The organism is Streptomyces triticirhizae (assembly GCF_003696235.1).
Lineage (GTDB): Bacteria > Actinomycetota > Actinomycetes > Streptomycetales > Streptomycetaceae > Streptomyces > Streptomyces triticirhizae.
Genome location: NZ_RFFJ01000127.1, coordinates 1 through 18,343, shown reverse-complemented (window position 1 = coordinate 18,343; position 18,343 = coordinate 1). Strand labels below are relative to the sequence as shown.

General features: G+C 73.3%; 15 protein-coding genes. 8 read left to right on the top strand and 7 right to left on the bottom strand.

What is annotated here, in order from left to right; genetic code table 11:
• From EBN88_RS20295 to EBN88_RS20275, 5 genes are all read right to left on the bottom strand, one after another.
• A partial coding sequence (locus EBN88_RS20295) for an FAD-dependent monooxygenase (protein WP_122185337.1) occupies positions 1-1,203 on the bottom strand: 1,203 nt, incomplete at its 3' end.
• 69 nt (positions 1,204-1,272) lie between these two features.
• On the bottom strand, positions 1,273-2,319 hold the full coding sequence (locus EBN88_RS20290; protein WP_122185336.1) for an amino acid ABC transporter permease: 1,047 nt from the start codon (positions 2,317-2,319) through the stop codon (positions 1,273-1,275).
• Entirely contained in the window at positions 2,316-2,987 is a 672-nt protein-coding gene (locus EBN88_RS20285) for an amino acid ABC transporter permease (RefSeq protein ID WP_122185335.1), read from the bottom strand. The genes EBN88_RS20290 and EBN88_RS20285 overlap by 4 nt, the downstream gene beginning before the upstream one ends.
• Before the next feature lie 92 nt (positions 2,988-3,079).
• Complete coding sequence (locus EBN88_RS20280; protein WP_122185334.1) at positions 3,080-3,892, bottom strand: glutamate ABC transporter substrate-binding protein; 813 nt, start codon at positions 3,890-3,892, stop codon at positions 3,080-3,082.
• Between the two features lie 138 nt (positions 3,893-4,030).
• A complete protein-coding gene (locus EBN88_RS20275; protein WP_122185333.1) occupies positions 4,031-4,816 on the bottom strand; it encodes an amino acid ABC transporter ATP-binding protein in 786 nt (261 codons plus the stop codon).
• 273 nt (positions 4,817-5,089) lie between these two features.
• On the opposite strand from EBN88_RS20275, the gene EBN88_RS20270 reads away from it, so the two are divergent.
• Both EBN88_RS20270 and EBN88_RS20265 read left to right on the top strand, forming a co-directional pair.
• The gene (locus EBN88_RS20270; protein ID WP_122185332.1) at positions 5,090-5,779 is read left to right on the top strand and encodes a response regulator transcription factor; all 690 of its coding nucleotides are present in this window, start codon (positions 5,090-5,092) and stop codon (positions 5,777-5,779) included.
• Between the two features lie 64 nt (positions 5,780-5,843).
• Positions 5,844-7,295, top strand: a complete 1,452-nt coding sequence (locus tag EBN88_RS20265) for a sensor histidine kinase (RefSeq protein WP_122185331.1) — start codon at positions 5,844-5,846, stop codon at positions 7,293-7,295.
• On the opposite strand, the gene EBN88_RS20260 is transcribed toward EBN88_RS20265, so the two are convergent.
• Positions 7,267-10,338, bottom strand: coding sequence for an alpha-mannosidase (locus EBN88_RS20260; RefSeq protein ID WP_122185330.1), 3,072 nt, complete (start codon positions 10,336-10,338; stop codon positions 7,267-7,269). The genes EBN88_RS20265 and EBN88_RS20260 overlap by 29 nt on opposite strands.
• Before the next feature lie 128 nt (positions 10,339-10,466).
• Positions 10,467-11,462 (bottom strand): TAXI family TRAP transporter solute-binding subunit, encoded by a 996-nt coding sequence (locus EBN88_RS20255; RefSeq protein WP_122185339.1) that lies wholly within the window; start codon positions 11,460-11,462, stop codon positions 10,467-10,469.
• Between the two features lie 107 nt (positions 11,463-11,569).
• Here EBN88_RS20255 and miaB point away from each other — a divergent pair, with 107 nt between their 5' ends.
• The 6 genes from miaB to EBN88_RS20225 all read left to right on the top strand — a co-directional run.
• A complete protein-coding gene (gene miaB, locus EBN88_RS20250; RefSeq protein ID WP_122185329.1) occupies positions 11,570-13,078 on the top strand; it encodes a tRNA (N6-isopentenyl adenosine(37)-C2)-methylthiotransferase MiaB in 1,509 nt (502 codons plus the stop codon).
• 28 nt (positions 13,079-13,106) lie between these two features.
• On the top strand, positions 13,107-13,829 hold the full coding sequence (locus EBN88_RS20245; RefSeq protein WP_122185328.1) for a class III extradiol dioxygenase subunit B-like domain-containing protein: 723 nt from the start codon (positions 13,107-13,109) through the stop codon (positions 13,827-13,829).
• Between the two features lie 46 nt (positions 13,830-13,875).
• The gene (gene miaA, locus EBN88_RS20240; protein ID WP_122185327.1) at positions 13,876-14,823 is read left to right on the top strand and encodes a tRNA (adenosine(37)-N6)-dimethylallyltransferase MiaA; all 948 of its coding nucleotides are present in this window, start codon (positions 13,876-13,878) and stop codon (positions 14,821-14,823) included.
• 68 nt (positions 14,824-14,891) lie between these two features.
• Entirely contained in the window at positions 14,892-15,479 is a 588-nt protein-coding gene (locus EBN88_RS20235) for a hypothetical protein (protein WP_233580805.1), read from the top strand.
• A gap of 21 nt (positions 15,480-15,500) precedes the next feature.
• Positions 15,501-16,397 carry a diaminopimelate epimerase gene (gene dapF, locus EBN88_RS20230; RefSeq protein WP_122185326.1) on the top strand — a complete coding sequence of 299 codons (897 nt, stop codon included), beginning with the start codon at positions 15,501-15,503 and terminating at the stop codon, positions 16,395-16,397.
• A gap of 282 nt (positions 16,398-16,679) precedes the next feature.
• On the top strand, positions 16,680-18,343 hold a 1,664-nt coding region (locus tag EBN88_RS20225; RefSeq protein ID WP_147472778.1), incomplete at its 3' end, for a RelA/SpoT family protein.

The window sequence follows — 18,343 nt, the reverse complement described above, 5'->3', positions numbered from 1 at the left end:
GACCCGGGGCGTCGTCGCGACGTCCCCCGCGCCCCGCCGCGCGGCGTCGCCGTAGTCGGGCGGCCCGCCCAGCGTTCCTCGCCCCAGGTGCCCGTCGCTCAGCAGCGCCAGCCGCCCACGGCCCCGCCCCGGGAGCCGGCCGCCGAGCCCGCCCCGGCCGCGCACCAGCGGCAGGGCCTGGTCAACGGCGCGCAGTCGCCTGCCGACGGCGCCCCGACGTTCCCGCTGGTAGCCGTCCAACAGCCCGTCGCCCGGCCCGAGTCGGGTGGCGACGGCCAGCCGCCAGGCCAGGTTCTCCGCGTCCCGCAGCCCCTCCGCCACCTGCTGGGTCCCCAGGGCGCCCAGCAGATGCGCCGCGTCCCCGGCCAGAAAGACCCGGTCCACGCGCCAGCTGCGGGCCAGGCGCTGGTGGCAGACCTGCACGCCCGTGTCGAGCAGTCGGTACGGCGGCGGCGTGCCCTCGCCCAGGTCGACCAGCGTGCTCTCGACCCGCGCCAGCAGGGCCTCCGGGGTCACCAGCCCCTCGTCCGGGGGCAACGGCCAGTCCAGCCGCCAGCGTTCCCCGCTCAGCGGGCGCACCGTCACCTCGCCCGCCGTCAGGCCCCGGTAGAGCGCGGCCTCATCGGGCCGGGGCAGCTCGGCCCGGAGCGCGGCGACCGCGTAGCGCTCCACCGCCGTGCGCCCGGGGAACGGCACCCCCAGCAGCTTGCGGACCGTGGAGCGGGCCCCGTCGCAGCCGACCAGATAGCCGCCGCGCCACTGCCGGTTCTCCTCGCGCCGCCCGTCGGTCGGGCGCAGCACGCTGTGCGCCAGCACGTCGCCGTCGCGCTGTTCGAAGTCGGTCAGCCGGTGGCCCCTGGCCAGGCGCACCAGTTCCTGTCGGGCGACCGCGTCCCGCAGCGTCGCCTCCAGCACGTGTTGCGGCAGGTGCCGGGGCGCGTCCGACGGGCCGAAGGCGTCCGTGTCGACCGTGCGCCCCCGGCGCACCGTTCGCCACCCGGTCCAGGCCGCGCTCTCCCGGTGTGCTCCCGGCAGCTCCGCCCACCGCGCCACATCGGGCGCCAGCACCAGGCTCCGGGCCGGCCGCGCGGCCGGCGGGCCGTCCGATCCGTCCAGCACGACGGACGGGACACCGTGCCCGGCCAGGGCAAGCGCCAGCGCGAGCCCCGTAGGGCCCGCGCCAACGATGATCACGGGCAGCACAGCACGTATGGAACCCAGCGCCGCCGCTACCGTCAAGTCGGCCCCGAACCGGGCCGGTTGTGCGTCCGGCTAGGCACCGCCGTCGCGGCCACCGCCGCCCGGACCGCCACCGCCGCCCGGAGCGTTCGAGGGCCCGCCACCAGCGGGCCCGCCACCAGCGGGACCGTCGCCAGCGGGACCGCCGTCGCCGCCCGGGAGGCCCGCGCCCTTGTCGAGCGTCGGGGCCGGGATGCCCGCGCCGCCCGCCTGGGTCTCCTCCGCCAGGTCGTGCGACAGCACGGCACCCGTGCCGCGCCGCCCCTGGCGGATGCGGGCCTCCAGCCACCCGGCGAAGTAGGTGAGCAGGAAGTTCACCGCGATGAAGATCGCGGCGGCCACGGTGTAGGCGGCGATGGTGTTGCTGTAGTTGCCGGCCACCAGGCGGGTGTTGCTGATGAGTTCGCCATAGCCGAGCAGGGCGCCGCCCAGCGCGGTGTCCTTGACGATGACCACCAGCTGGCTGACGATCGCCGGCAGCATCGCCGTGACCGCCTGCGGCAGCAGCACATGGACCATGGTCTGGCCCTTGCGCATCCCGATGGCGTGCGCGGCGTCGGTCTGGCCGCGCGGCAGCGAGAGGACGCCGGCCCGCACGATCTCGGCCAGCACGGACGCGTTGTAGAGCACCAGGCCGGTGATCACCGCGTACATCGGCCGGATCTCGCGGTCGATGTTCGACCACTCCGCATATGCCTGGTTGGCGAAGATCATCAGGATCAGCACCGGGATGGCGCGGAAGAACTCCACGATCACATCCGCGGGCCGCCTGATCCACCAGTGGTCGGACATCCGCCCGATGCCCAGGATCGCGCCCAGCGGCAGCGCGATCACCAGGGAGAGCCCGGCGGCGGTCAGGGTCTCCTGGAGGCCGGGCAGCAGATAGGTGGTCCACACCCGGGAGTCCGTGACGAACGGGTCCCACTTCGCCGCGTCTAGCTGGTTCTTGTCGTTGAGCGCTGACAGGATCCAGTAGGCGATACCGGCCAGCACGAGCACGAAGACGACGGAGATCAGGATGTTGCGCCGCTTGGCGCGCGGCCCCGGCGCGTCGTAGAGAACGGATGCTGCCTTGCTCATCGCTTCACCGCCACTCGCTTGCTCACCCAGCCGAGGAAGAGCCCGGTCGGCAGGGTGAGGACAATGAATCCAAAGGCGAACACGGCGGCGATCGGAATGAGTTGGGCCTCCCGCTCGATCATGTCGCGCATCAGCAGGGCCGCCTCGGCCACGCCGATGGTCGCGGCCACGGTGGTGTTCTTGGTCAGGGCGATCAACACGTTCGCCAGCGGCGGCACCACCGAGCGGAACGCCTGCGGCAGCACCACCAGCCCCAGCACCTGCGAGAAGTTGAGCCCCAGCGCCCTGGCCGCCTCGGCCTGGCCCACGGGCACGGTGTTGATGCCGGAGCGCAGCGCCTCACAGACGAAGGTGGAGGTGTAGACGATGAAGCCGAGCACGGCCAGCCGGAACGCGATGCCCTCCGTGCCCTCACCGCCCAGCGTCTGGCCCATCGTGAAGTAGAGGCCCTGGGAGCAGGCCACGATGACCAGCGTGAGGGGGGTGTTCCGCAGCAGGTTCACATAGGCCGTGCCGAAGGCCCGCATGATCGGCACGGGGCTGACCCGCATCGCGGCCAGCACGGTGCCCCAGATCAGCGAGCCGATCGCGGAGTAGACGGTGAGCTGCACCGTGGTCCAGAACGCCCCGAAGAGGTCGTACCGGTCGAGATCGAGGAAATCGAACACGAATCTTCCAGTCTCGCCTAGGGGATGGGAAGGGGCGTGGCGTGCCGCCGCAGCGACGGCACGCCACCGGGATAACGCGGGGACTCGCGGACTCAGTCGGTCTCGGTGATCTCCGGGGCCGGCTCGGCGTCGTAGTTGGCCGGGCCGAAGTGCTCCTCCACGGCGTCCTGCCAGGCGCCCTCCTCGACCATCTTGGCGATGGCCGCGTTGATGTCGTCCCGCAGCTCGGTCTCGCCCTTGGGCACGCCCACGCCGTAGTACTCGTCGCTCAACTCCAGGCCGGCCAGGGCGAACTTGCCCTGGTTCTGCTCCTGCGCGGCATAGCCGGCCAGGATGGAGTCGTCCGTGGTCAGCGCGTCGACGGTGCCGTTCTCCAGGCCGGTGAGGCACTCGGAGTAGGTGCCCAGCTGCTCAAGCTGGGCGTCCGGGGCGAACTCCTCCTGAACGTTGGCCGCCGAGGTGGAGCCGCCGACGGAGCAGAGCGTGAGGTCGTTGATGGCCTCCACGTTCGGCACCGACTCGCCGTCGCGGATCAGCAGGTCCTGGTGCGCGACGAAGTAGGGGCCGGCGAAGTCCACCTGCTCCTTGCGCTCGTCGGTGATCGAGTAGCTGGCCACGATGAAGTCGACGTCGCCGCGGTCCAGCATCGTCTCGCGGTCGCCGCTGGGCGACTCGACGAAGTCGATCTGGTCGGGCTCGTACCCCAACTCGCCCGCGATGAAGGTGGCCACGTCCACGTCGAAGCCGACGTAGTCGCCGTCGGGGGTCTTCAGACCCAGGCCAGGCTGGTCGTACTTGATGCCGATGCTGATGGTGTCGTCGTCCCCGCCGCCACCACAGGCGGTCGCGGCGAGGGAGAGGGCGAGCACGCTGGCGGCGAGGGCGCTGGCCTTGCGGAGTCTCATGGTGCGTGTGTCCTTAGCTTCGGGGAAGGTGCCTGGGCTATCTGGAGTCGGGCGAAAACCGGATAACAACGAACAACAACGGATAACGGCGAACAGCGGCGGTGACGGCGGACATCGGAACGCCGCCGGGGCGCGGGGTCAGTGCTGGAGGATCTTCGACAGGAAGTCCTTGGCCCGGTCGCTGCGCGGGTTGTCGAAGAACTGGTGCGGCTCGGCCTCCTCGACGATCCGGCCGTCGGCCATGAAGACCACCCGGTTCGCCGCCGAGCGGGCGAAGCCCATCTCGTGGGTGACGACGACCATCGTCATCCCCTCCCGCGCCAGCTGCTGCATGACCTCAAGGACCTCGTTGATCATCTCGGGGTCCAGGGCCGAGGTGGGCTCGTCGAAGAGCATCACCTTGGGCTCCATCGCCAGCGCGCGGGCGATCGCGACCCGCTGCTGCTGGCCGCCGGAGAGCTGCGCCGGGTACTTGTCGGCCTGGTTGCCGACGCCCACCCGGTCCAGCAGGGCTCTGGCCTTGGTCTCGGCGTCGGCCTTGGAGACCCCCCGGACCTTGATCGGCCCCAGGGTCACGTTCTGGAGCACGGTCTTGTGCGCGAAGAGGTTGAAGGACTGGAACACCATGCCGACGTCGGCGCGGAGCCGGGCCAGCTCCCTGCCCTCGTCGGGCAGCGGCTTCTCGTCGATGGTGATGGTGCCGCCGTCGATGGTCTCCAGCCGGTTGATCGCCCGGCAGAGCGTGGACTTGCCGGAGCCCGAGGGGCCGATCACGACGACGACCTCACCGCGCTTGATGGTCAGGTTGATGTCCTGGAGCACGTGCAGCGCACCGAAGTGCTTGTTCACGCCGTCCAGGACGACCAGGTCCTCCGCCAGGGGCGCGGCCTCCGCGGGGTCCTTGGTCAGCGGCGCATCGCTCATCGTGGAGTTGCTCCATCCTCGTCGGTTGCAGGGACCCTAGCCAGCTGTACAACGTAGCGTCAGCAGATCTGAGCGGAAATTGAGCATAACGATCCGGTTGCTTCCTCCTACGGGCAGTAACCGGCTGTGGCTCGTGGTTGGCGAGCGGTGACGGAATCCTCCCGTGACGTCCGCGCGGCCCCCACTCCTGCTTCAATCGTTCTCGTAGCGCTGCTACAGGGTGCCAGACGGGGCGGCCCGACGGCAGTGGAACGAGAGCAGGGGAGGTGCGGGGTGCGTCTGCTGTTGGTGGAGGACGACGAGCACGTCGCCGCCGCCCTGGTGGCGGTGTTGGGCCGGCACGGCTTCACGCCGGTGCGGGTGCGCACCGGCGAGGAGGCACTCGCCGCGCTGCGGGGCGGCGGCTTCGGCGTGGTGCTGCTGGACCTGGGCCTGCCCGACGTGGACGGCTTCGAGGTCTGCGGCCGCATCCGCCGCCTCACCTCGACCCCGGTGATCATGGTGACCGCCAGGGCCGACGTCCGCTCCCGCATCCACGGCCTCAACCTCGGGGCCGACGACTACGTGGTCAAGCCCTATGACACGGGGGAGCTGTTGGCCCGTATCCACGCGGTGAGCCGGCGGACCGGCGGCGAGGAGCCGACGGGCCCCGAGGACGAGGCGCCCGAGGTGCTCGTCGTGGGCCCCGTGGTGGTGGAGCTGGCGACCCGCAGGGTCGAGGTGGACGGGGAACGGGTGGTGCTGACCCGCAAGGAGTTCGACCTGCTGGCGCTGCTGGCCCAGCGTCCGGGGGTGGTCTTCCGGCGCGAACAGATCATCAGCGACGTGTGGCGGACCAGCTGGGAGGGGACGGGGCGCACCCTGGAGGTGCACATCGCCTCCCTGCGGGCCAAGCTGCGCCGGCCCGAGCTGGTGGAGACGGTCAGGGGCGTCGGCTACCGGCTGGCGCTGCCCGGCCTGTGACGCGCTCGGTGAGCGGCCGGGCCCGGCGACGGCGCGACCTACGGTTCGGGACGGGATAACTTCTGTGCGTGCTCGACTCCTTCCGCTGTTGATCGTTCTGTTGACGGGAGTGCTGCTTGCCCTGGGCATCCCGCTGGCCACCAGCCAGGCCAGGAGTGAGCAGCAGCGGGTGGTGGTGGACCGCATCGACGACACCGCGCGGTTCGCCTCACTCGCCCAGTTCGCCGCCAGCTCGCCCGACGACGACCCGCGCGAGCCGCTGGCCGCGCTCACCGAGGAGCTGAGCCGCTACCACGAGGTGTACGGGATCAGGGCCGGCGTCTTCCACCGGGACGGCCGCGCGATGGCGGCGGCCCCGGCCGACTGGCAGGTGCCGGGCGGCGTCACGGGGCGGGAGTTCGCCGAGGCGCTCGCCGGCCGCCGCAGCCAGGGCCCGGCGCAGGTGTGGCCCTGGGACACCGACCGGACGCTGGTGGTGGCCTCGCCGGTGATCAGGGACGGCGACGTGATCGCCGTGGTGGTCACCGAGTCGCCGACCGGGCCGCTGCGCTCCAGCATCCTCGCGAGCTGGCTGCCGATCCTCCTTGGCGAGGCGGCGGCGCTGCTGCTCGCGGTGGTGGCCGCGTTCCAGCTCACCCGCTGGGTGCTGCGCCCGGTGCGGGTCCTGGACCGGGCCACCCACCACATCGCGACCGGCCGGATGACGGCCCGGGTGGCGCCGGCCGGGGGGCCGCCGGAGCTGCGGCGGCTGGCGGTCTCCTTCAACGAGATGGCCGACCATGTGGAGGAGGTGCTGGAGCAGCAGCGCGCCTTCGTCGCCGACGCCTCCCACCAGCTGCGCAACCCGCTGGCAGCGCTGCTGCTGCGCATCGACCTGCTCGGTCTCGAACTGCCCGAGGGCAACGAGGAGTTCGCCTCGGTGCGGGCCGAGGGCAAGCGGCTGGCGCAGGTGCTGGACGGGCTGCTGGACCTGGCGCTGGCCGAGCACAGCGCCGCCGACCCCCGGGTGGTGGACGTCGCGGCCCTGGTCGCCGAGCGGGTCGGCGCCTGGCGGCCCGTGGCCGACCGGGGCGGCGTCGAGCTGCGGCTGGCCGGCCAGGCCGCGGTGACCGGCTGGGCCGACCCGGTGGCGCTCTCCAGCGCGCTGGACGCCGTGATCGACAACGCGCTGAAGTTCACCCCGGCCGGCGGCCTGGTGGAGGTCGGCGTCACGCCGGAGCGGGACACCGTCGCCCTGGTGGTCTCGGACAACGGGCCCGGTGTCGCCGAGGACGAGCTGGAACGGGTCGGCTCCCGCTTCTGGCGCAGCCACCGGCACCAGAACGTCTCCGGCTCCGGGCTCGGCCTGTCCATCGTGGGCGCGCTGTTGGCCGCCGGCGGGGCGAAGATCGCCTACGCCCACAACGAGCCGACGGGGCTGCGGGTGACCGTGACGGTGCCCCGGCACGCGCCGGAGCCCGCCAGGTTCCCCGCCCCCTACGAGGCGCTCAACTCCGGTGCGCCAGACGGAGCGTGAGGATCTGGAAGGGGCGCAGTGCGAAGGCCACGCGCCCGTCGTTCACCTCGGGCGGCGGCTCGTCCGCCAGCGGACGCTCCAGCAGGTCGGTCATCGCGACCGACGTCACGGGGAGGTCGAAGGACAGCTCGCCGGTGGCCCGCCGGCCGCCGGACTCGTAGAGCCGCACCACCAGGTCGCCGCTCTCGTCGTCGGCCAGCTTCACCGCCGAGACCACGACGCTGGCCGCGCCGCCCGGGGCCCGCCCCTCGCCGTCGACCACGCTCACCAGCGGCGCCACCTGGGCGTTCCCCGGCACCGCGCGCTCCGGCAGGTTGATCCGGTGCCCCTCGCGCACCGCGTCGTCGATGTCGGCGCCCGGCACCAGACCGAAGCGCAGCCGGTGTTCGCCCTGGTCGGTCTCGGGGTCCGGGTAACGGGGGGCGCGCAGCAGCGACAGCCGCACCGTGGTGGTCTGCCCGCCGTCCGCGCGCACGTCCCTGGTCACATCGTGGCCGTAGGTCGAGTCGTTGACCACGGCGACCCCGTAGCCCGGCTCGCCCACGTGCACCCAGCGGTGCGCGCAGATCTCGAACTTGGCCGCCTCCCACGAGGTGTTGGTGTGCGTGGGCCGGAAGACGTGGCCGAACTGGGTCTCAGAGGCCGACTGGTCGGCCTTCACATCCAGTGGGAAGGCGGCCTTGAGCACCTTCTCGGACTCCCGCCAGTCGATGGCGGTGTCGAACTCCACCGCCCGCGCGCCGGGGCGCAGAACGATCAGCTGCACCACCCGGGACGCGCCGAACGCGCGGGTGACGCGCACCGTCGCCGCCCCCTCGTCGCCCTCGTGCGCGACCCCGGCCTCGGCCAGCTCCAGCGACTCGACGTCCACCAGGTCCGTGACCCGGTTGCGGTAGAACTCGTCCAGGTCCCAGGCGTCCCACGCGTTGGGGAAGTCCGGGTGCAGCTGGAGCAGGTTGCCCGCGCCGCCCGGGGCGATCGCCTCCCGGCCGCTGGCCCGGTCCACCGCCGAGACCACCAGGCCCCGGCCGTCCACCTCGACCCGCAGCAGCCCGTTGTCCAGCACGAAGCCGCCGCCGGCCCGCTCCTCGACGCCGACCGGCGCCGCCTCGCCCGCCCGGCGCGGCCCCGCGCCGCCGCCCGGCACCCCGCCGCGCTCGTGCGGCGCCGCGTTGAACACCACCGTGCCCTCGCCGTCCCCGGCCAGCGCCCGCTGGGCGGTGGTGATCAGCGTCAGCAGCTCCTCGCGCAGCGCGGCGTAGGTCTCCCTCGCCTCCCGGTGCACCCAGGCGATCGAGGAGCCGGGCAGGATGTCGTGGAACTGGTGCAGCAGCACCGTCTTCCAGATCCGGTCCAACTCCGCGTAGGGGTAGGCGTATCCGGGCACCCGCAGCGCCGCCGTGGTCGCCCACAGCTCGGCCTCCCGCAGCAGCGACTCGCTGTGCCGGTTGCCCTGCTTGGTCTTGGCCTGCGAGGTGTAGGTGCCCCGGTGCAGCTCCAGATACAGCTCGCCGACCCAGACCGGCGCGTTCGGGTACTCCTCGTGCGCCTTGGCGAAGAACGCGGCCGGCGGCTCGATCTCGACCCGGGGCGAACCCTCCAGGTCCCGCGTCCGCCGCGCCCGGCCCAGCATCTCCCGGGTGGGGCCGCCACCGCCGTCGCCGAAGCCGAACGGCACCAGCGAACGGCTGCCCCGCCCCTTCTCCCGGTAGTTGCGCGCGGCGTGCGCCAACTCGCGGCCCGAGAGGTCGGAGTTGTAGGTGTCGACCGGCGGGAAGTGCGTGAAGACCCGGGTCCCGTCGATGCCCTCCCACCAGAAGGTGTGGTGCGGGAAGGCGTTGGTCCGGCTCCAGGAGATCTTCTGGGTGAGGAACCACTTCGAGCCCGACAGCTTCACCAGCTGCGGCAGCGCCGCGGTGTAGCCGAACGAGTCGGGCAGCCACACCTCCTCGGTCTCGATGCCGAACTCGTCCAGGAAGAAGCGCTTTCCGTGGACGAACTGCCGCGCCATCGCCTCGCCGCCGACCATGTTGGTGTCGGACTCCACCCACATGCCGCCGACCGGCACGAAGCCGCCCTCCTCGATCCGGCGCCGCACCCGCTCGAACAGCTCGGGGCGGTGCTCCTTGACCCAGGCCAGCTGTTGCGCCTGCGACATCGCGAAGACCAGCTCGTCGGACTCCTCCAGCAGTGCCACCACGTTGGCGGTGGTGCGGGACACCTTGCGCACCGTCTCGCGCAGCGGCCACAGCCAGGCCGAGTCGATGTGCGCGTGGCCGACGGCGCTCAGCCGGTGCGCGGAGGCGTGCGCCGGCGCGGAGAGCACGCCCGCGAGCTGGGCGCGCGCCGCCGGCGCGCTGCCCGCGACATCCGCCAGGTCAACCGCGTCGAGCGCCGCCTCGACCGCCCGCACCAGCGCGAAGCGGCGGGCGTCGTCCGTGGACAGCTCGACCATCAGCGAGCCGACGACCTCAAGGTCGCGCACCAGCTCCCAGACCTCGGCCTCGAAGACCGCCAACTCCGCCCTGAGCAGCCGGTAGAGCGGCTCGTCCCCGACGGTCAGCCGGTCGCCCAGCTCGGTCGGGCGCGGCTCCACCAGGATCGGGTTGGCCGCCGCCTCCACCAGGAGTTCGACCTCCTCGCCGCCGTTCGCCGAACGGGCCACCGGCACCCAGTCGTTGTGCGGGTGCACGCCCTTGACGGCGGTGCCGTCCGGCCGGTGGACCAGCCCCTCGCACTGGAAGCCCGGCAGCTGCCGGTCGAAGCCCAGGTCGATCCTGGCCTCGACGCGGCGCCCGGCCCACTCGGCCGGCACCCGCCCCGTCAGCCGGAACCAACTGGTGCCCCACGCCGGCCCCCACCGTTCCCCGACCTCGGCCGGCCGGTACGCGGCGGCCAGGGCCTCGGCCACCGGAACGGGCTCGCCCGGCGCGTCCCACCGCTCCAGCCCCAGCGGCACCGCCGCGCCGTACACCGCCGGCCTGATCCGCTCGTCGAGCACCCGGCGCAACCGCTGCTCGACAAGGTCCCGGTCGTCGTGCATGAAGGTGACTCCTCAACGTTCTGTTCCGCTGTTCCCGGTAAGTGGTGAACCAGTAAGAACAGAATCAAACGAGATTCCCCGGAAATATCTGCGGAAAGAACGACGGACGAGGACGCCGGGCCGTCGCCTCAGGACTTGACCGAGCGGTAGTAGTCCCGCGCGCCCCGATGGAGGTCCAACGGCTGGGTGTAGATGGCCGTCCGCAGGTCGACGCGCTGCGCCGCGTGCACCTCGCCGCCGATCCGGTCCCGCCCGTTGATCACCGAGCGGGTGATCTCCTCGGTCAGCCGGTCGTCCGCCTCCACCGTCGTGACCAGCAGGTTCGCCACCGCCAGGGTGTCGATGCCCTGGGTGCCCGGGATCTGCGGATAGGCGTCGGGCGGCATCACCGCCGCCCGGTAGTACGCCGTGTGGCCCCCGCCGTCCCGCCCGGTCAGCTCCGGCAGCAGGTCGTCCAGCGGCACCAGCCGGATCTCGGTGAACTCCGCCAGCCGCTCGATCGCCGAGGTCGGCAGCCCGCCCGACCAGAAGAACGCGTCCAGCCGCCCGGCCTCCAGCATCCTCGGCATACTGTCGATGCCCAGCCGGACCGCCGTCAGGTCGCGTTCCATGTCGAGCCCGGCCGCCGCCAGCAGCTCCCTGGTCACCAGCTGCACGCCCGACTGGTCCTGCCCGACCCCGACCCGCAGCCCCGCCAGGTCGCTGGTCCGCTCCACCGGGGAGCGCGCCGGCACCACCAGGTGCATGTAGTCGTCGTAGAGCCGGGCGCAGGCCCGCAGCCGCTCGGCGCCCTCCCCGCCGGCCTCCTGGTAGGCGGCGATCGAGTCGGCCGTGGCGATGGTGAAGTCCGCCTCCCCGCTGAGTACGCGCTCGATGTTCTGCACCGAACCCGCGCTCTTCATCAGCCGCATGTCCAACTCGGGCGCGTCCTCCGCCAACTGGGCGCGCAGCAGCTGCCCGTAGCGCGCGTACACCCCGCTGCTGACGCCGGTGCTCATCGTCACCGTGCCGGAGGGCCGCCCGTCGTCCCGCACCAGCGGACGGGCCAGCACCACCACCAGCACCGCGAACACCACCGCCGCCGCGACCAACAGCCGCCGCCCCCGGGTGGAGCGGGGCACGATCCGCCACCGTTCCGGCGCTCCCGAAGCCACCCGAGCAAACTATCAGCGGACCGTAGACTTGGCTCCGGCCAGCTTGCTTCCTGATCGATGCGGATTGAGTCCTTCCCATGCCACCTTCTGCCAGGCCCGAGGCGCGTACCTACCAAGTCCGGACGTTCGGCTGCCAGATGAACGTCCACGACTCGGAACGCATGGCCGGGCTGTTGGAGGAGGCCGGCTATGTCCCGGCGGGCGAACGCGACGAGGTCGCCGACATCGTCGTCTTCAACACCTGCGCCGTCAGGGAGAACGCCGACAACCGCCTCTACGGCAACCTCGGCCAGCTCGCCCCCAGGAAGGCCGCCCGTCCCGGGATGCAGATCGCGGTCGGCGGCTGCCTCGCCCAGAAGGACCGCGACGCGATCACCCGCCGCGCGCCCTGGGTGGACGTGGTCTTCGGCACACACAACGTCGGCAGCCTGCCCGTCCTGCTGGAGCGCGCCCGCATCGAGCGCGAGGCGCAGGTCGAGATCGCCGAGTCGCTCGAGGCGTTCCCCTCGACCCTGCCCACCCGCAGGGACAGCGCCTACGCGGCGTGGGTCGCCATCTCCGTCGGCTGCAACAACACCTGCACCTTCTGCATCGTGCCCGCGCTGCGCGGCAAGGAGAAGGACCGCCGCCCGGGCGACATCCTCGCCGAGGTCGAGGCGCTGGTCGCCGAGGGCGTCATCGAGGTCACCCTGCTCGGGCAGAACGTCAACGCCTACGGCTCGGACATCGGCGACCGGCAGGCGTTCTCCAAGCTGCTGCGCGCCTGCGGCTCCGTCGAGGGTCTTGAGCGGGTGCGGTTCACCTCCCCGCACCCGAGGGACTTCACCGACGACGTGATCGAGGCCATGGCGGCCACCCCCAACGTGATGCCGCAGCTGCACATGCCGCTCCAGTCCGGCTCGTCCCGGGTGCTGAGGGCCATGCGCCGCTCCTACCGGCAGGACCGCTACCTGGGCATCATCGAGAACGTCCGGCGGGCCATCCCCGAGGCGGCCATCACCACCGACATCATCGTGGGCTTCCCCGGCGAGACCGAGGAGGACTTCCAGGACACCCTGCACGTGGTCCGCGAGGCGCGCTTCGCGCAGGCGTTCACCTTCCAGTACTCCAAGCGCCCCGGCACCCCGGCCGCCGAGATGCCCGGGCAGATCCCCAAGGAGGTCGTCCAGGAGCGCTACGAGCGGCTGGTCGCCCTCCAGGAGGAGATCTCCTGGGCGGAGAACAAGCGCCAGGTCGGCCGCACCGTCGAGGTCCTGGTCGCCGAGGGCGAGGGCCGCAAGGACGACGCCACCCGCCGCCTGTCGGGCCGCGCGCCCGACAACCGGCTGGTCCACTTCACCCGACCCGAGCAGCCCGTGAGGCCCGGCGACCTGGTCACGGTCGAGATCACCTACGCCGCGCCCCACCACCTGCTGGCCGAGGGCACGCCGCGGGCCGTCCGCCGCAGCCGCGCCGGCGACGCCTGGGAACGGCGCAACGCCCAGCCGGAGCAGGCCGGTTCGGGCGGCGTGCTGCTCGGCCTGCCCACGGTGGGCGTCCCGCCGCAGCCGACCGAGCCGGTCGGCGGCTGCGGCGTCAACCACTGAGGGAGCCCGCCGGGCTACGCTCTCGATCATGCTCGTCGCCGCCGCAGTCTGCCCCTGCCCGCCCCTGCTCGTCCCCGAGGTGGCCGCCGGCGCCGCCGCCGAGATGGACCAGGCGCGGGCCGCCTGCTACGACGCCGTCGCCGTGCTCGCTGCCGCGCGCCCCGACCGGCTGCTGGTCGTCGGCCCCGCCGAGCCGGCCGAGAGCGGCGCCTACCCGGCCGGCAGCCCGGGTTCGCTGCGCGGCTTCGGCGTCGCGCTCGACGTGACCCTGGGCGCGGGGGAGCGGGGCGCGGGGGAGCCCGGCGCGCGCCCCCTGCCGCCCTCGCTCACCGTCGGCGCCTGGCTGCTGGAACGCACCGGCTGGCGCGCCGCCCCGGTCGCCGCGCTCGCCCTCTCCGACCGGGACGGGCCGGCCGACTGCCTGGCCACCGGCCGCGAACTGGCCGCCGAGGACGGCCGGTTGGCGCTGCTGGTGCTGGGCGACGGCAGCGCCTGCCGCACCGAGAAGGCGCCCGGCGCCTTCGACGACCGGGCCGCGCCGTTCGACCGCGCCGTCGCCGACGCCCTCTCCGGCGCCGACCCCCGGGCCCTCGCCGATCTCGACCCCGTGCTGGCCCGCCAGCTGCACGTCGCCGGCCGCCCCGGCTGGCAGCTGCTCGCCGGCGCCGCCGAGGGCGCCGACCTCGCCGGCCGACTGCTGCACGACGAGGCGCCCTACGGCGTCGGCTACCTCGTCGCCACCTGGTCCTGACCGGTCGACCGCCCGCCCACCCCGCCGGCTCTGGGAGACTGTTCGGGTGCACGTCACCCACCGCACCCCCCGCGTCATCGCCGTCGTCGGCCCGACGGCGGCGGGCAAGTCAGACCTGGCCGTCACGCTCGCCCAACGGCTCGGCGGCGAGGTGATCAACGCCGACTCCATGCAGCTCTACCGGGGCATGGACATCGGCACCGCCAAGCTCAGCCCCGCCGAACGCGGCGGGGTGCCCCACCACCTGCTCGACATCTGGGACGTCTCGGTCACGGCGAGCGTCGCCGAGTACCAGCGGCTGGCCCGCACCGCGATCGACGAACTGCTGGTGAGCGGCCGCCCGCCGGTCGTCGTCGGCGGCTCGGGGCTCTATGTGCGCGGCGCCCTGGACACCCTGACGTTCCCCGGCACCGACCCCAAGGTGCGCGCCGAGCTGGAGGAGGAGCTGGAACGGGTCGGCAGCGGCGCCCTCCACGCCCGGCTCGCGGAGCTGGACCCGCAGGCCGCCGAGGCCATCCTGCCCAGCAACGGGCGGCGCGTGGTCCGCGCGCTTGAGGTCATCGAGATCACCGGGCGCCCGTTCACCGCCCAGCTCCCCGACCCGGACGAGGACCGCGCGTTCTACCCCGCCCTCCACATCGGCGTCGGCGTCCCCCGGCCCGAACTCGACGCCAGGATCGCCGCCAGGGTCGAGCGGATGTGGGCCGCGGGACTCGTCGACGAGGTGCGCCGGCTCGACGCCCAGGGCCTGCGCGAGGGCCGCACCGCCTCCCGCGCGCTGGGCTACCAACAGGTGCTCGCCGCGCTCGACGGCCGGTACGACGAACGGGCCGCCCGCGAGGAGACGATCAGGGCCACCCGCCGCTTCGCCCGCAGGCAGGAGAGCTGGTTCCGCAGGGACCACAGAGTCCGCTGGCTCGACGGCGGCGCGGAGGGCGCCGAGACCCTCGTGGACCGGGCCTGGGAGTTGGTCGAACGGGCGGTCACATCCTGATCACGTGATGGCATCGGGACGCTCCCGGCGGCCGGGAGCGAGGGCTGGGCGTGCCATCATCGAGCCCGATGCTACGACCGGGAACCGTGGAGTTGGGAGGGCACGTGGCGATGGAGGCCAGCCCTCGCGAAACCAGCGAAACGACCGAAAGAACCAGCGATTCCGCGCCGCCCGCGCCGCGCCCCGCCGACGGCCTCGCGCCCGACCACGGCGAGCTGTCGGGCGACGAGCACCTGACCGACCGTCCGCCGCTCGCCGGCGAGCCGCTGCCCCACGACGACGACCCGCTGGACCCGGCGGACGAGGCGGACCGGACGGCCGAGTCCTACGCTGACCTCCGGCCCCCGCGCCGGCTGCGCCTGACGCTGTTCGCGCCCATCGTGGTGCTCAGCCTGCTGGGCTCGCTGATGTTCGCCTTCCCCCTCGCCTTCGCCTTCGACGAGGCCGGCTCCGTGGTCGCGATGCTGGGCCTGCTGATCGGCTCGTCGGCCGCCGGCTGGGGCATGATGGCCGCCCGCCGCGTCGGCTACACCTGGCCCGGCGTCCCCCCGCGCGGCTCCGGCCGCCGCCCCGACTGGCGGATGCTGCTGCTCTACGCCCTGGCCCTGTCGGCCGCCCTCGCGCTGGCCGTCTGGCGGGTGGCCGGACTGCGCTGACGGGCCCACTACCATCGTCGGGTGGGCACCGCAGCGCAGAGCGTGCCGTTCCTCAAGGGACACGGCACCGAGAACGACTTCGTGATCATCCCCGACCCCGACGGGCGGCTCGACCCCTCCGCCGCCGAGGTGGCGCTCCTGTGCGACCGCCGCGCCGGCCTCGGCGCCGACGGCGTGCTCCGCGTGGTCCGCTCAGCCGCCCACCCCGAGGCGGTCGAACTGGCCGACCGCGCCGAGTGGTTCATGGACTACCGCAACGCCGACGGCAGCGTCGCCGAGATGTGCGGCAACGGCCTGCGGGTCTTCGCCCGCTACCTGCGCCACGCCGGCCTCGCCAAGGAGTCCGAGGTGACCGTCGCCACCCGGGCCGGGCTGCGCCGGGCGCGGTTCGACGAACGGGACGCCGACTCGGGCCCGATCACTGTGACCATGGGCCGCGCCCGGCTGCCCGAGGGCGCGGCGCCCTCCGTCACGGTCACCGTCGGCGAGCGGAACTGGCCGGCCCACCACGTGGACATGGGCAACCCGCACGCCGTCGCGTTCGTCGAGGATCTCGCCCACGCCGGGCGCCTGTTCGACGCCCCCGAGGTGTCCCCGGCCGCCGCCTATCCGCACGGCACCAACGTCGAGTTCGTCGTGGACCGGGGCGAACGCCATGTGGCGCTGCGGGTGCACGAGCGCGGCTCGGGGGAGACCCGCTCCTGCGGCACCGGCGCCTGCGCCGTGATGGTGGCCGCCGCCCGCAGGGACGGCCGCGATCCGGCGGTGGACGGCCGGCCCGTCGGCTACACGGTGGACGTGCCGGGCGGGCGTCTGGAGATCACCGAGGCGGTCGACGGCACGGTCACCATGGCCGGCCCGGCCGTGATCGTCGCCGAGGGCACCCTCGTGCCCGGGCTGCTCCGGGCGGCCGGCTGAGACCGTGCCCGACGGGTCGCCGACGGAGCGTCAGCCGACGAAACGTCATCCCTCGGCCGGGGACCAGCTTCTTTCGGCCACCTTCCTCAGAACATACGTCACCTGAATGGGTGATCCCCGGCGATCGGGACGGCCGGTGGCACGTGCCACGTGGTGGGCTCGGTAGCATCAAGCACCGGCGCCGCTGCGGGACCATCCCTGATCACGGGACCACCGGACGATCACGGGGACCACCGGTCGACAGACGCGGTCCGGTCCACCCGACCGCGGAGGTGCCCCCAGATGACGGCAGAGGCGTCCACCCCGAGCGGCGCCGTCCCCACGCGCCGGGGCCACCGCCGGGTGAGGCTGCGTCAGCTCGGCCGCGCGGCGGTCTTCGGCTCCGACCGGCACCGGCTGCCCGACGCCATCGAGCATCTCGCCAAGGCCCACCGCTCGCACCACCCGGGCGCCGACCTCGGCGACCTGCACCGCGCCTACCGGCTGGCCGAGGCCGCCCACCGGGGCCAGACCCGCAAGAGCGGCGAGCCGTACATCACCCACCCGCTGGCCGTCACCCTGATCCTGGCCGAACTCGGCGCCGAGACCACCACGTTGACCGCCTCCCTCCTCCACGACACCGTGGAGGACACGGACGTCACCCTCGACCAGGTGCGGGCCGACTTCGGGGACGAGGTCGGTCATCTGGTGGACGGCGTCACCAAGTTGCAGAAGGTCGAGTACGGCGCCGCCGCCGAGTCCGAGACGTTCCGCAAGATGCTGGTGGCCACCGGCAGCGATGTGCGCGTGATGTCGATCAAGCTGGCCGACCGGCTCCACAACATGCGCACCCTCGGCGTCATGCGCCCCGAGAAGCAGGCCAGGATCGCGCGGGTCACCCGCGACGTGCTGATCCCGCTGGCCGAGCGGCTCGGCGTGCACACGGTCAAGACCGAGCTGGAGGACCTGGTCTTCGCCGTTCTCCACCCCGAGGAGCACCGCGCGGCCCACGCGCTGGTGCGGGCGCACCGCGAGCGGCCCGACCCGCTGGCGGACGCCGCCTCGCTGGTGCGCGCCGTGCTGCGGGAGGCGGGCATCGCGGCCGAGGTGCAGATCCGGCCACGCCATCTGTTCTCCGTCCACCGCGCCCGCCTCAAACGCGGCGAGCTGGGCGCCTGGGACTACGGCCGCCTGCTGATCCTGGTCGCGGAGAACGCGGACTGCTACGCCGTCCTGGGCGAGCTGCACACCTGCCTCAACCCGGTGGTCTCGGAGTTCAAGGACTTCGTCGCCGCCCCCAAGTTCAACCTCTACCAGTCGCTGCACACCGCCTTCTCCACCCCCGACGGCGATGTCGCCGAGGTGCTGGTGCGCACCCACGCGATGCACCGGGTCGCGGAGAACGGCGTGATCGCGCTCGGCGACCCGCACCGCTCGGCCGAGGGCGAGCCGGGCGCCGAGGAGGCGGAGCGCGCCGCCGACCCGACCCGCCCCGGCTGGCTCTCCCGGCTGCTGAAGTGGCAGGAGCAGGCCACGGACCCCGACACCTTCTGGACCGAGCTGCGGGACGAGCTGGCCAGGGACCGCGAGATCACCGTCTTCGCCGGCTCACCCGAGGACGGCCCGCTCCAGCTGCCGGTCGGCGCCACCTGCGTGGACGCCGCCTACGCCCGGCACGGCGCGGCCGCCCACTCCTGTATGGGCGCCCGGGTCAACGGCCGGCTGGCGACGCTGCGCACCGTGCTGCGCGACGGGGACACCGTTCAGCTGCTCCTCGCCGGCGACGGGGGCTCCGGCCCCTCGCCCGAGTGGCTGGAACACGCCACCACGCCGGCGGCCCGGGTCGCGATCCGCTCCTGGCTCACCGCCGGGGGCGCCCAGCCGCAGGACGAGCGCGGCGAGGAGGCCAGGCGCCCCGCGCCCGAGCCCGAGCGACCCGCCGCCCCGGCCGGGGGGCTGGCCGGCGA